This is a genomic window from Streptomyces sp. NPDC001709 (assembly GCF_053596375.1).
On the sequence record NZ_JBSFGB010000005.1, the window covers coordinates 92,367 to 106,061 of the forward strand.

The 13,695-nt window shown below is 67.2% G+C and carries 10 protein-coding genes and 1 pseudogene; 4 read left to right on the forward strand and 7 right to left on the reverse strand.

The window, feature by feature from the left end:
• Positions 1 to 58 precede the first annotated feature (58 nt).
• Together ACWC0C_RS09350 and ACWC0C_RS09355 are read right to left on the reverse strand one after the other, a co-directional pair.
• Positions 59 to 3,346 (reverse strand): lectin, encoded by a 3,288-nt coding sequence (locus ACWC0C_RS09350; protein WP_450862842.1) that lies wholly within the window; start codon positions 3,344 to 3,346, stop codon positions 59 to 61.
• A gap of 438 nt (positions 3,347 to 3,784) precedes the next feature.
• Positions 3,785 to 4,987 (reverse strand): serine hydrolase domain-containing protein, encoded by a 1,203-nt coding sequence (locus ACWC0C_RS09355; RefSeq protein ID WP_450862843.1) that lies wholly within the window; start codon positions 4,985 to 4,987, stop codon positions 3,785 to 3,787.
• A 234-nt stretch (positions 4,988 to 5,221) separates the two neighbouring features.
• On the opposite strand from ACWC0C_RS09355, the gene ACWC0C_RS09360 reads away from it, so the two are divergent.
• Positions 5,222 to 5,554 (forward strand): helix-turn-helix domain-containing protein, encoded by a 333-nt coding sequence (locus tag ACWC0C_RS09360; protein ID WP_450862845.1) that lies wholly within the window; start codon positions 5,222 to 5,224, stop codon positions 5,552 to 5,554.
• A 59-nt stretch (positions 5,555 to 5,613) separates the two neighbouring features.
• Here ACWC0C_RS09360 and ACWC0C_RS09365 read toward each other — a convergent pair whose 3' ends face one another.
• The 4 genes from ACWC0C_RS09365 to ACWC0C_RS09380 all read right to left on the reverse strand — a co-directional run bounded on the left by ACWC0C_RS09365 (position 5,614) and on the right by ACWC0C_RS09380 (position 9,333).
• The gene (locus ACWC0C_RS09365; protein WP_450862847.1) at positions 5,614 to 6,378 is read right to left on the reverse strand and encodes a hypothetical protein; all 765 of its coding nucleotides are present in this window, start codon (positions 6,376 to 6,378) and stop codon (positions 5,614 to 5,616) included.
• Between the two features lie 362 nt (positions 6,379 to 6,740).
• Positions 6,741 to 7,169, reverse strand: a complete 429-nt coding sequence (locus ACWC0C_RS09370) for a hypothetical protein (RefSeq protein ID WP_450862848.1) — start codon at positions 7,167 to 7,169, stop codon at positions 6,741 to 6,743.
• 329 nt (positions 7,170 to 7,498) lie between these two features.
• On the reverse strand, positions 7,499 to 8,263 hold the full coding sequence (locus ACWC0C_RS09375; RefSeq protein WP_450862850.1) for an SDR family oxidoreductase: 765 nt from the start codon (positions 8,261 to 8,263) through the stop codon (positions 7,499 to 7,501).
• A 224-nt stretch (positions 8,264 to 8,487) separates the two neighbouring features.
• Positions 8,488 to 9,333 carry an SDR family oxidoreductase gene (locus tag ACWC0C_RS09380; RefSeq protein ID WP_450863178.1) on the reverse strand — a complete coding sequence of 282 codons (846 nt, stop codon included), beginning with the start codon at positions 9,331 to 9,333 and terminating at the stop codon, positions 8,488 to 8,490.
• Positions 9,334 to 9,490: 157 nt separating this feature from the next.
• Here ACWC0C_RS09380 and ACWC0C_RS09385 point away from each other — a divergent pair.
• Together ACWC0C_RS09385 and ACWC0C_RS09390 are read left to right on the forward strand one after the other, a co-directional pair.
• Positions 9,491 to 9,673: pseudogene (locus ACWC0C_RS09385) on the forward strand (hypothetical protein); the annotation flags it as partial.
• Between the two features lie 237 nt (positions 9,674 to 9,910).
• A complete protein-coding gene (locus ACWC0C_RS09390; RefSeq protein ID WP_450862852.1) occupies positions 9,911 to 10,441 on the forward strand; it encodes a hypothetical protein in 531 nt (176 codons plus the stop codon).
• Between the two features lie 24 nt (positions 10,442 to 10,465).
• Here the strand turns inward: ACWC0C_RS09390 and ACWC0C_RS09395 are convergent, their stop codons facing one another.
• Complete coding sequence (locus ACWC0C_RS09395; protein ID WP_450862853.1) at positions 10,466 to 10,957, reverse strand: hypothetical protein; 492 nt, start codon at positions 10,955 to 10,957, stop codon at positions 10,466 to 10,468.
• 210 nt (positions 10,958 to 11,167) lie between these two features.
• On the opposite strand from ACWC0C_RS09395, the gene ACWC0C_RS09400 reads away from it, so the two are divergent.
• Positions 11,168 to 13,501 (forward strand): LPXTG cell wall anchor domain-containing protein, encoded by a 2,334-nt coding sequence (locus ACWC0C_RS09400; RefSeq protein ID WP_450862854.1) that lies wholly within the window; start codon positions 11,168 to 11,170, stop codon positions 13,499 to 13,501.
• Positions 13,502 to 13,695 lie beyond the last annotated feature (194 nt).

Consider the following 13,695-nt stretch of genomic DNA (forward strand, 5'->3'; position numbering starts at 1 on the left):
CGGTCCCCGCGGCTCGCGCCCCCGGGAACCGGCCCCCGCCGTCAGTGTCTGCCGGGTCTCACTGGCCGAAGCCGTAGGCGAACAGGTGGTCGCTGCCTGTCGAGCCCGTCACCGGCAGGGTGATCGATGCCACCTGCTTGGACGCGTCGAGCGGGACCTTGGTGGCGAAGACGTAGGTCTTCACGCCGTCCCGGCCCCCGCTGCCGGTGTTCCGGTAGCCCGTCGTGACGGCCGTGGTGTCACCCGCGATCGGCTTGCTGGAACCGGCGTTGAGCGTCCAGTCCGAGAAGCCGACCGTCGCCTTCGAGGTGGTGCCGTCGGTATAGGTGACGGTCATCGTGCCCGAGACCCCGCTGCCGTCGGTCGGTGCGTTGGCCGCCGTGCCCAGCAGGCCCAGCGACGCACCCGACGTGCCGGCCGGCATCGGGATGGTCTGGCCGGCCATCTCCAGGTTGTCCAGGTGACCGGCCGTCACCGTCGGCCATGTGTAGGAGATGCCGTCGACCGTGACGGTGGAGCCGTTCGTGACGCCGGCCGCCGAAAGGGCGTTCTGCGAGAACGCCCAGCCGTCTGCGTCGAAGCCGCCCGAGAAGCTCGTGCCATCGGGGTAGATGCCTTCGTTGGTGTCGTACGGCCACAGCTCGCCGGCCTTGGCCACGGCCACGCGGAGGGCTGCCCCGCTCAGTGCCGCCCCGGTGCTGTGGTCGGTCAGCGCGAAGGTGACCGGAAACGTTCCTTCGCTCGTGCCCGCCGTCACGTGGACCCTCGCCTCGACGCTGCCCGAGGCGGGCACCTCCACCGAGCCGGACGCGGGATCGAGCGTGACGCCGGAGGGTGCCGTCGCCTTCCAGTCGACGGTGACGTCCTTGCTGCCGAGGTTGGTGAGGTCGAGCGTGCCGTCACCGGACGCGCCCGGTTGGAGCACCAGGCCGTCGCTGGAGGGGCCGGTCGCGGCCAGGACGCGGTCGCCGCCCGTGGTGTCCGACGGCGGCACCGCCGACGGGTCGGAGGCCCAGGACTTGTCGGGCTGGGTGCCGAGGGTGAAGTCGACCGTACCCGCGCCCTTGAACTGCTGGTACGTCAGCCAGGAGGTTCTCCACTCCTTGCCCTTGACGTCGAGGGACTGCACGTACGGGGCCCCGGGTGCCGCCTGCGGCGCGTTGATCTGCACCGTCTTGCCGCCTGTCAGGCTCACCTCGGCCACCGGGAACGCCGGGCTGCCGAGCGCCAGGGTGTCCGTGCCCGGGGTCTCGGGGTACATGCCGAGCTCGGACCAGACGTACCAGGAGCTCATCGCGCCGAGGTCGTCGTTGCCGAACGAGCCGACCGGAGCGTTGAAGTACAGGTTCTGCTGGGCCTTGCGGACGGCCTCCTGGGTCTTCCACGGCTGGCCCGTGTAGTCGTACTCCCACGGGATCTCCACACTGGGCTCGTTGCTCAGGTTGGCGTTGGTGTTGCCGGGGTTGGTGATGTTGTCGAGCAGGCTGTCCAGGAAGGACGAGTACGCCTTGTCACCGCCGCGCGCCTGGATGAGCTGCCGCAGGTTGAACGGGACCATCGGCGTGTACTGGGCCGACGTGCCCTCCACGAAACCGTTGGAGGTCCCCGGGGTGAAACCGCCCGCGAACTGGCCGTCCTTGTTCTTCGCCTGCATGTAGCCGGTCTGCGGGTTGAAGACGTTCATCCAGTCCTGGGCGCGGGTGGCGAACTTGTTGTAGACGGTCGTCTTGCCCAGCGACTTCGCGAAGGCGGCGAGGGCGTAGTCGGCGGAGTCGTACTCGAGCTGCGTGGACACCGGGCCGTAGAAGTTGCAGCAGCCGTAGTCGTTCTCGTCCAGCGGGAGGTAGCCCCTGGTGTCCCGCACCGACTCGCCCGGCCGGTCGTTGTTCGGTGCGGTGGCCTCGTGCTGCAGGGCGGCGAGCGCCTTGCCCGCATCGAAGCTCCGGGCGCCGAAGGCGTACGCGTCGGCGATGATGCCGGCGGCCGGGTCACCGACCATGACGTAGCTCTCGCCGTTGTTCGAGGCCCATTTGGGCAGCAGGCCCGTCTGGTCGTAGCCGTTGAGCATCGAGGTGACGACGTCGCTGGTGACCTTGGGTTCGACCATCGCCATCAGCTGGGTCTGGGAGCGGTAGGTGTCCCAGCCCGAGTAGTTCGCGTACTGGGCCTGCTGGCCCTTGGCCAGCTCATGGATCTGGTTGTCCATGCCCATGTACTGGCCGTTGTCGTCGGAGAAGACGTTCGGGTGCAGCAGCGCGTGGTAAAGCGCGGTGTAGAACTGCACCTGCTGGTCCGAGGAGCCGCCGCCGATCTGGATCTTGTTCAGCACCGCGTTCCAGGCGTCGTGGTTCGCCTGTTCGACGGCGTCGAAGTTCCAGTTCTCGACCTCGGTGGCGAGGTTGTCCGCCGCGTTGGCGTCACTGGTGTAGGAGATGCCGACCTTTGCTCTCACCGTCGTACGGGAGGAGGTGTCGAACGTCAGGTACATGCCGTTCGCGCCCGTCGTGGGGGGCTGGACGGACTTGCTCGCGGCGCTCCCGTGTACGGTCGGGGACGGGGTGGCGGGCACGGTGAAGTGCTTTTCCTTCAGCGGCTTTGACGGGTGTGCCTGCAGGTTCTGCCGGGCCCTGCCCGCTTTCAGCGACGTCGCGTCGGGGTTGATGGTGCTGCCGACCCAGGTGCCGCTGGCGGTGAACGGCTGGTCGAACTTGATGTCGAAGTGCAGGGTGTAGCGGTTGTTCGCGCCGCAGAAGTGACCGCTGTCGATCGAGCCGGTGATCTCCTTCTTGTTCACCACCTGGACGCGGGTGGCGTCCACCTGTGTGGCGCCGCCGCTGAGCTTGAACAGCAGGTTCGCCTGGCGGCCCGCGGGGAATGTGAAGGTGCCCAGGCCGGCGCGGGTGGTGTCGGTCAGCTGGGTCGTGACCCCGCCCGCGTCGGTGACCTTGTAGTACCCGATGCCGGTCTGCTCGTCGTCGTGTCTGAAGCCGACGGATGCGTTGCCGAGGTTGCCCGACAGCGTGCCGGTCACCGGCAGGATGGGCAGGTCTCCCGCTACGCCGCAGCCGGGTCCCGAGACGTGGGTGAGGCTGAAGCCCGATATTTTGTCGTCGTTGTACTCGTAGCCGCCGCCGGAGGGGCGGTCGGGCGTCGTGTCGGGACCCCACTGCACCATGCCGGCCGGCATGTCGGGGCCGGGGAACGTGTCCACCTCTCCGGAGGTGCCGATGAGGGGGTTGACGAGGGACGCGGGGTCCTTCACCAGGGCCGGTGGTGCGGCGCTCGCGGCGTGGGCGTCCCCGATCGCCGGGAGCGGGAGTGCCGCGATGCCCAGGACGGAGATCACGGCCAGGCGTTGCCGGAGTCTTTTGCGGTTACGTGGCGCAGCTGAACGTCGGGGTCGGACCATCGGTTGCCTCCGCAGCGGTTCGTGCTTCGCACAGGTGGTGACGTTTCGAAGGACGGGGACGTCGGTGACCGGCAACGGTGCCGACCGCTTCGGACGGTCTGACAACGTTGCCATGCACGAGAGTCGAGTGAAACGCCTGAGCTAACGGCATGTCAACGAGGCCAACCGCAGTTTCTGAGAGCGAAGTTCACAGCCGGTGTCTTCGGCGCCCGTGCCCCGGCCGGCCGGCGGTCCCGGCCTCGAGGTGTGTCCGAAGCCAACCGGGGCGGGCGGTGAACGTCCGTCACCGCGCTGTCCATCGCGGAAGCCTGCCGAGGCAAACAGGAATGAGCGACCCCGTCAGGGATCTGGACGCGTGATGTCCGTCCGGCGTTTTCAGTGCCGGACCGCGCACAGCGCATGGTCGGTGAGGGTCTGCACGGCCTTGTTGAGCCGGTCCTCGTCGACGAGCGCGGTGGTGGATGTCACCGACAGGGTGACCGCCCGCCTGCCGTCCGCGCCGACCGCCGGCCGTCCGTACACCCCGAATCCATCGCCCTCGTGCATGTAGTAGACGCCCCCGCAGGTCAGGGGCACGACCCGCAGCCCGAGTCCGTATCCACCCTGCTTGCCCGCGGGCGGTACCGGCAGGTCGTCGTACGCGACCGTCTGCCGCATCAGCGCCCACTGCGTGGCGGGCAGCAGCCGCCCGGAGGCCAGGGAGCGGAAGAACGTGTCGAGGTCCGACGGGGTGCTCACCACTCCGGAGTCCGCGGTGTGCTGGTAGCTCTCCTCGGTCAGGTCCACCGGTTCACCTCCGGGGCCGTTGATGGTCACCCGCTCGTGCGGGCCGATGAGATACGGGTTCTCGCCGGGGATGTAGGTGTGCCTCAGGCCAAGCGGTGCGATGATCCGGTGCTCGACCAGCTCCCGCCAGTCCGCGCCGCCCGCCTTCTCCGCGATCATCGCAGCCAGCAGGTAGTTGGTGTTCGAGTACGCCCACCGGCGCGGCGAACCGCTCGCCGGTGGGGTGAAGAGCGGGGCGTGTCGCATTGCGATCGCGACGAGTTGGGACGGCGGGGTGGCGTCGTACCGGTTCTCGTCGAAATGGTTCAGCAGCTTGTCCTGGACGCCGGGATCGGTGATGTAGTCGTAGATTCCGCTGGTGTGCTGGAGCAGGTCGCGTACGGTGATCCGCGAGCCGTCGTTGCCGTGGCCTCGAACCACCCCGGGCAGCCATCGTTCCACCGTGTCGTCCAGCGAAAGCCGTCCCTCCGCGGCCAGTTGGAGCACCACCACCGCCGTGAACGTCTTGCTGGTGCTTGCCGCCCGAAACTCCGGGTCCCACGGCACGGGCGCGGTCGAGCCCACGCCTGCGGTCCCGTACCTGGCCCGCAGCACAGCGCTGCCCGGCCCGTCCACCCGGGCCACCACGTTCACATCGCCGCCGCCGGCTGCCCGTACCGCCGCCAGATCCCGCTTCAGCTCCCCCGCCGTGTAGCCGCCGCCCGCCGGATGCGCGCCGGCCGGCACCTCGCCCACCCCGCACGCCATGAGCGCCGCGACACATGCCACGACTGCCGTACGCTTCCCCGCCACGCTTTCCCCCTGAACTCGGCCCAACCCTGTCCGGACTCGTGCCAGTCAACTCGCCGCCGATCCCCCAAGCGAGTGATTTTGCGCCGGTTTCACGGTGGGCTACCGCAGGTCAGCACCTTGGATGGGGGGTGCTGGGCGTAGATTCCTCGCCGACCGGGTTTTTAGTCATAGCTAAAGGTGGCATGCTGATGGAGTGGCAACGAGCGTTGTCTCTCCATGAGTTGGGGGTGAATCATGGGCATTTTTGCCCGTGACGAGAGCCGCACGACCTCAGCTGCTTCCCGGATAGCGAGACAGGCGACGGCCTCCCTCGCCGGCCTGCTGGCGGGACAGGGCAAGACCCGCTCCGATCTGGCGGCGGCCATGGGCGTCAGCCCGGGTCGTGTCAGTCAGATCATGTCCGGCGATGCGAACCTGACCGTCAGGACACTCGCCGCCGTAGCGGAGGCGCTGGATGCCGACGTCCAGATCACATTCCGTGCCCGGCCGCAGTCGGCGGACGCCAAAGGCAGCGGCAGCACGGATGCATCGCCCATCAGAAGCAGCGGACTCCCGGCCCATCGCTGAGCCGCGGCACCGGCACGTGTGTCGCGAGGTCATCCCGCTCACGGCTGGCCCGCCTTCTTTCAGCGGGTGAGCCAGCGGTCGAACCAGCGACGCTGCGGCGGCAGAGCCGGACTGTGGAACGCGTCGTTGGACATCGCCTTGGCACGCAGGGTCTGGAACTCTTCGTTCTGGCTACGGCGACCGTGGACGTACGCGAAGCGCAGCAGATGTCCGCACTGCGCGAGGGCGGTGCCGAATGCCTGGCGCCGGGCAACGAGTTCATCACCCGTCGGTTCACGCTCGGCCTGACGGCACGCCTCGTCGATCCCTGTCTGGACGTCCAGTGCCACGTCAATCGCCGTCTCCACATCCGCGTAGATGGCGTTGATCGTCTTGGTCTCGGCAGCGATCGGATGCCGCTCCAGCAGGTACAGCTTGAGATCGTGGACGAACACCCTGAGCTGGGCAGACGTTTCAATGCCGCGAAGAAAGTCGTCCGACCAGGTGCATGCGTCGAGGTGCACACGCTGCACCAGTCGCTCCCTGACCAGGGCGATGCCGAGGGTCATGAACTTGACGTAGGGCTGCGCTGTCTCGTCCTGTTTGCGCCGCGGCAACGCGGTGGCCCCCGTCGCGGCACCCGCAATCACCGGAGGGATCGACGCCGCGTGCGGCAGCAGCACCACCGCGCCGGCCGCCACCGCGCCCATCAGCGCCAGCACGAGCAGCACCAGAGAAGACGACGCCCAGCTGCCCAGCAACCGCCCCTTGCCGGAGAACTCGCGTGCCAGCCCCACCCACGCGATGGCCGCGCTCACGGCAGCGGGTAACACGTAATCAGCCAACCAGGTGTGGTGAAGCCAAATCATCGACGGCGCCCCCAAGCGTTTCACGGACAGGCCGCACCGCCCTCAGCGTGCGAATGCCAAAAAGCCTCGCCGCCCACCTGTCGTCGAGAGCTTTCGCGAGTGAAGTCGATGATGTCAGCCAACGTAGTACTACGCCGTTACTTTGAGCGACAACCGCCCAGCGTGTCCGTCCCGTCCAGGAATCCGCCTCCCAGTCCGACACCTGCTGACCTGACGATCGTTGAATCGGACCGCCCAGCCAACCGAGGCACTCAACGCAAAGGTGGGCCACCCCTGATGGGGCGGCCCACCTTCGTGGCGCCGACGTCACGTGCGGACGTCACTCGGCGCAAGTCCGCTCACAGAACGGCGACGGTTGCCTCGCGGGCGTAGCTGAACCCGTCGTTGTCGAAGTAGAAGACGCTGACCTCGATCTTGTCTCCCTTGACGAAGTACGTGCCCTGGGCCAGGCGCATGTTCACCTGGGTGGTGTGATTGCGGAAGTCACAGACGAGCTTGTCCTTCTTGATGGTGCCGGCGGCGTTCCCCTCGCGATGGCTGCCCGTGTCGAGCGTCCTGGCGTTGGCCACGAGCTCGTGGTCCAGGCCAGGGTCACAGGAGTAGGTGACCTTCACCTGTACGTTCGGCTTGTGAAACGACACCTTGTCGATGGTCAGCATATTGGCCTTCGCCGTAGCCGTGGGAGCCGCCGCGAGGACACCCGCACCGACCATCAGGGCGGTGACCGCGGTCCCGGCAAGGCGCCGCCGGGTACTGGTCGACTTCATCGATTCTCTTCCTTCCCCCCTGCGCAGCCACCCTTGGTCCGAGGCTTGGAAAAATCTCCAATGAGGCGGATGACTGCAACAGTTGATCGACTTTCCATCTGAGACGTCGTTGTCGGGGTCGACGTTCCACGTCCGTGACGGGGCTGGCGGGGCTGAGTCCCTGGTGAGGGCGTCAGCGGCTGGTGGAGGTCCGTCGTCGCTGCGCCCGCCGTCTCCAGACGCGGTCCCGTGAGCCGGAACCGGACGACAGGCAGGTCTACGACGTCGGCACCCGGATCGGCGAAGGCCTCGACCTCTGCGGGGTCCCGAAGCACCCGAACGGAGTCAGGTCAACGAGTGGTGTAGCCGCCATTGATGAACACGGTCTGGCCGTTGGCCCACCAGCCATCGGTGAGCAGGTGGCGCACCCACGGGACGATGTCCTCGATCTTGGTGAGGTCGCCGTTCATGGCCGAGGATTTGTGGTAGGCGATGGAGTCGTCGTCCTCAGCCGGGTAGAAGAACGAGGTGTCCATCGGCCCCGGCGCGATGTTGTTCACCGAAACGTTCCGGCCGAACAGCTCCTTGGACAGCGCACGGGTGAAATGCTCAACCGGAGCCTTGCTGCCGGCGTAGCAGGAGTACAAGCCGGTGTAGGCGGCCAGCAACGAGGTGACAATCGTGATGATCTTGCCGCCGTTCTCGATCCTGCGAGCCGCTTCGCGCATCACGAAGAACGCGGCCTTGGAGTTGACCGCGAACATCCGGTCGTACTCCTGTTCGGTGATCTCCGACAGGGGCTTCTTCAGCACCATACCGGCGGTGTTGATGCTGTAGTCGAGCTTCCCGAACCGGCCGACGACCTCATCGAAGACCCGTTCGACCTCGGCAGGCTTCGTCAGATCGGCCTGGATGGCGAACGCCTGACCAGGTCCGGCATTGATCTGCGCGACCACGTCCTCGGCCTTGGCACGGGAGGAGTCGCTGTTGTAGTGGATGGCCACCTTCGCGCCCTCGGCGCCCAGGGTGGTGCTGATCAGTCCGCCGAGATTGCGGGATGCGCCGCCGACGAAGGCGACCTTGCCGCCGAGCGTCTTGTCCGGAGCGTTGACCATGACAGCCTCCTTGATCATGCGTCGACAGGCCGCACCTGATCGCCGACCAACAGCCGGAGACCAGGACGTGCCCGTACCAAGGAATCACCGTCCGGGCATCGCAGCATCCCGGACGATCCGATCGGCTCTCCAGCCGCCCGTCCTGGTGGCCAGGACGGCGTACGGCTCACTAGGCAGGCGCCACAGCCGCCGGTTGCCCGGCCGGACAGCGGACCGGCGCCCTGTCAGTCGAAGAAGCAGCGGTTCTGGCGCACGAAATCGGCAAAACCGAGGGCTTCACGGCCCGTAAGGTCGGCCACGGTTGAAGTGACGGTGTCGGCACCGCCGTCGCGGTAAGCGCGGGCAACTCCTATCAGGGCATCTACATGGAACTCGGGCATCCCGCGACTCAGCATCGCCGCGCGCGCTTCGTCGTCCGGCAGGCCCACATAGCGCACCGGCTTGCCAAGGACGTCGGAAAACTCTTCGGCGGCTTCGGCATAGGTCAGTGCCTTCGGCCCGGTGAGAGCATAGACCCGGCCGTCGTGGCCATCAGTGGTGAGAACCCGCGCTGCGACACGGGCGATGTCTCCGATGTCGATGAAGCTTATGGGTGCGGTGATCAAGGGGAGGCTGAACTCCCCGGCCTCGCGGATGGACGGCTGGCGCAGGAAGTTCTGCAGATAGAAGTTGGGGCGCAGGATCGTCCAGGGCAGACCGGATGTGACCAGCGACTGTTCGACGGGCCGATGCAGCCGGGCGATCGGTGAGAGTCCTTCGTCGGCCCGCCAGACCGACAGCTTCACCACCCGAACACCCACCGCACGGGCTGCTTCCAGCATGTTGAGTTCGTGCGTCGTTTGGGCGGGACTCGTCGCGCCGAGCAGGAATACGGCCTCGATGCCGTCGAGTGCGGGACCGATCGTGTCCGGCATGGCCAGATCCAGCGTCACTGCCTGACCGCCCGACTTGATCACCTCAGCCGTGGTGCCCGGATCACGGTAAGCCGCGCGCGCGGCCACGCCGTCGGCATGAAGACGAGCGAGGAGAGCCGTTCCGACGTTCCCACTCGCGCCAGTCACCAGAATCATCGTCACATCTCCAGGCGATAGCAGTGAGTAGGCCAAGAGTAGGAACGCACCATCATGAGAGCGGTCCAGGGCTCAGGTCCGTGCGGGGTAGGTCGGCGTGAAGCACAGCTCGGCCTTGTCCTTCTTCGCCCCAGCGGCGGATGTCGGCGTCGGTGTACCCGGCCTGCGCACCGACGGCACCTACTCGATCCAGACCCTGACCGGCCCCGCCGCCCGTCCCCGGCTGGCCACCACCAATCAGTCCGGCGCCGACCGCCGCCCGGGACGCCGCCGGTGGAGGTGCAGGGTCACGCAGCAGACCGGGCACGCCTCCGCGGTGACGGCGCCCGCGGCGTCCTGATCCCGTACGTCACACAGTCGTTCGACTTCACGTTGTCGTCGCCGGGCCGCGACCTGGTCAACGACAGCACACGCCCGCCTGATTTGCGCACCGCTCGGGGCTTGCTCGAGCCGGACGCGGTCACTGCTACACGTCCGGTTCCGAGGGGCCCACTTCCCGCCGGCGAGAGTGAATCGGGCGGCGCATTATGATCTTCGGCCTGGTCGAGGAGGAGGTCATATGGCGTTCCAGGAGCATGTGGAGCGGGTCGCCGACGAGGTCGTCGGAACGTTTCCGGCCAACAGCGGGATCTACGCGGTGACGTTCCGCATCGACAGTGTCGATCAGGACCCGCGGTTTCCGTACGTGGCGATCGGCTACACCACCGAAGCCGACGCCGCGGAATCGGTGGAGCAGGCGTCGGACGCCTGGGAGGCGCGCTGGAGCTACGCGTTCTTCCCGGAAACGGGGCTTGAAGGGGTCAGGATCGTAGGGCGTGAACCGGATGGTGCACACGCGCACCGGCGGGAGGCGGAGTCCCGGGGGCTCTGGTACGAGGACGACGATGAGCCCGACGATCGCCACGAGCAACTGGTCGAGTGGTTCTACGAGGTGTGCGTCGCGGCCGCTCGGCACCTCCACGACAGCGGCCGGATCGCGGAGGTACTGGGACGGCCGGCTCCGGTGATCCTGTACGACATGTTCGACCCGGACGCAATGTTCCGGCTGACCTCGGAGGCCAATCCGGCGGAGTTGGTCACCGAGTTCATGACCCAGGACCCGGGGTAGAGAAGGGATCGCCGTCCGCGCCCGTCACGCACGGTCCTGGGGCCGCCGTACACCGTCCGCCTTCTTCACCGGCCGCCACGCCGGCTCCTTCTCCCTCTGCGCGTCTGCGGCGATCTGCATCCACCCGTGCTCCTCGGCGAACACCCCGCCAGTGGCTTCGTCCAGGGCGCGACGCACGATGCCGCACACATAGACGGGTCCGGCCTGGAGCGCGGGGTCGACGATCACGGCGGGGTCGTCCGCCGGGTATCCCGAGCACTCCCAGTGGCCGCCTGCCGTGTACAGGATCGCCTCCCCGAGATAGGCGCCCAGGGCGCGGATGAGGAGCTCGACGTTTCCTCCCCGCTCCTGGTGGGCGAGGGCGGCGGCTTCCAGGACCGGCAGGGATTCGGGGCTGAAGTCGTCGGCGAAGTCCTCGGGCAGCGGGAGCGCTCCGAGTTTGCCGAGTTCGATGAGGATCTCGTCCAGCCACATGGTCAAAGACGCTTCGCTGTCGGGGGAGGAGTCGTCGCTCATGGGGCCGAACCCTACTCTGCGGGCCGTCAACTCGCCTGTGGAGATGCTGTGTTGCGGCACGCCGAAGCTGTGTATCTGCTGTGTCCGCGTGACGCCAGTGGCTAGGGTGCTGGGGTGTGACTGCACCGACGGGGGGCGTGCAGCACACCCGCCCGGCGAGGCCGAGACCCGCCCTGGCGCACAGGTTCTGCCCCCATGAGGGACTGATCAATGCATTCTGCGATAGGCATGCGTGGCCGCGCATGGCTGCGGGCGACGGCCGTCGTCCTCGGCGCGACCGCGCTGATCACCGGGCCCCTGCCCGGCATGCACGAGAACGCCGACGCAGCCCCGCCGAAACCGATGCTGGGCCGCTGCATGGACAAGTACGGCACCAGTGCGACGCCGCCGCCCAGCTACAAGCTGCCCGGCTACAAGCCGGCCGGACTGAACGAGTGGAAGACCCCGAACGCGGAGGACCGCTTCTACTCCTACGACAACCTCGCCCAGGGCTACGGCCTCCTCAAGGACCCTGCCGAGATACACATCCCCGAGGGAAAGACGAAGAAGGACTTCGAGTGGGGGAGCCCGGAGAACGCGAAGCTGACCTGGGAGGAGAACCAGGCCGGCGACAAGAAGTACCCGGGGACATTCAACGAGTGGCTGAACAACGTCTACTCCCGTAACGAGGGCAACAACAAGCGGGGCAACGCCTTCGAATCCGAGGTCGTGAAGTACTTCGACCTGGGAGGCGTGGACTGGCTGTGCCAGAAGAACCTGAAGGACATCAACCCGGACCTGCAAAAGGAGCTTGAGCAGGTTCTCGGGAAGCAGACGATGAAGGACGGCCGGGTCTTCGATGCGGTCAACCAGCGCACCAAGACCGTCTACGAGATCAAGTCCGGCATCGACAAATACGACGCGCGCCAGATCAAGATCGACGCCGAGCTGGTCAAGCGCGGCTGGAAGGTCGTCTACATCACCGGTCAGGCGCCCGACGCCGGGACGATCGCCAAGTACAGGGAAGCGGGCGTCAACTACTACCGGCACGGCGCCACTCCGAATCCGCGGTTCGAGACCGGCAAGTGGACACCACGGAACGCGAACCTGCTGACCCCGGACCCGAACAAGCCGTCGTTCGGATCCGGTACCAACGTGATCCGCCAGTCTCCGCCCAACCCCAATGACGTTCGCCGCATGCAGGAACGGGCCAACCCGTTCATCCGCAATGCCCAGCAGAACATGCGCTCCTACGGCGGCATCGACTTCTCCACCCTCGACCTGTCCTACATCGGACAGACCAAAACGGGGAACGTCTCCTACGCCTTCAGCGCCAAGAACGTAGAGGAAGGCACGGGCGGCTGGGGCGGCAAGGAGAAGGCGCAGCTCATCAACGACGCGTTCTTCACCTGGCTCGCTCTCACCCCGGACCACTTCTGGGTCAACCTGAACCCGGACGATCCGAACACCATCATGAAGGCACCGTTCGACAAGACCGACGCCGGTCGTGTCCTCCTCCAGGCCGACATGGAGATGAAGCGGGACTTCGGCCGTGCCGAGGACCCCAAGACCGACGCCGGCAAGCGGTTCTGGAACGAGATCAGCAAGGTCGACGGCAAGCCCTGCATGGGCTCGACGAGGAACTGGATCACGCCCAAGAAGGCCGTCGTACGCATGGAGGACGACGGCCTGTACATCCTGGACGCCCCGCTCGAGGTCAAAACGGTCGCCCAGGACTACGCCACTCAGCCCGCCGGCGGCATGCCGTGCAAGCTGACCAAGGCACAGACCACCCACAACATGGACGTCTACCGGCGTGCCCTCCTGCCGGTCGTGGAGAAGCAGGTCAACACCGACCCCAAGTACGCGGACCTGCGACGCGTCTACAAGGCGCGCATCGGCGCCGAGTACGTCCGCCAGACCGTCACCGCCAACCCCAAGTCGTTCGGCGGCTCCTTCAACAAGATCCTCAACTCCAACAACGTCAAACGGTGGCCCCTGCGCGGCAAGAACGCCGACTGGGACAAGATGACCGTCTGGCGCGAGATGAAGAAGTCCTACACCGAGGGCGACTTCAAGTACGAAATCCCCGTCGGCGGCGAGGTCTGGGTGTACACCGTCGGCGGTGTCGACCTGACCAAGCAGCCCCAGCGTCCCATCAGCCAGGCCCGCTTCCATGCGGAGAAGCCCAACCTCCCCTCCGTCACCCTGGGCGCCCGGAACGAGGTACTCGGCTACCAGGACACCGGGACCACGCTGATCGGAGGCGACAACTCCAGCGCGGCGGGCGGCACGCCCACCCCGCACCCCACCCCGACCCCGACCCACACCGGCGGTGGCGGAGACAAGCCCACCACGAGCCCGACTCACACCCCCGGGCCCACGCCCATAGGAGGCGGCCACACGCAGCCCCCGGTCACACCCCCGGCCGACGGCGACAACGGCAGCGGTGGTCTCGCCGACACCGGCACCCAGGTGCTCGGCGTTGCTGGGATCGCCGTCGCACTGCTTGCCGCCGGGGCAGCGCTCGTGTGGTGGAAGCGCCGCCGCAACGCCGACAGCTGACCCGACCGTGCGCATGAGGGCGCCTCTGTGACAAACGGCCCTCGCACCCGCTACTTCCCGGGTGCGGGGGCCGACGCATGCCGTTGCCCGCTCCTTTCCGAGTCCGGCCGCGGCGCGCGGTCTCCGCCGCTGGTCATGCCAGACGGATCTCTCTCGAATGCCCCGGCTCACGCGCGACCACCTGCGGCGGATAC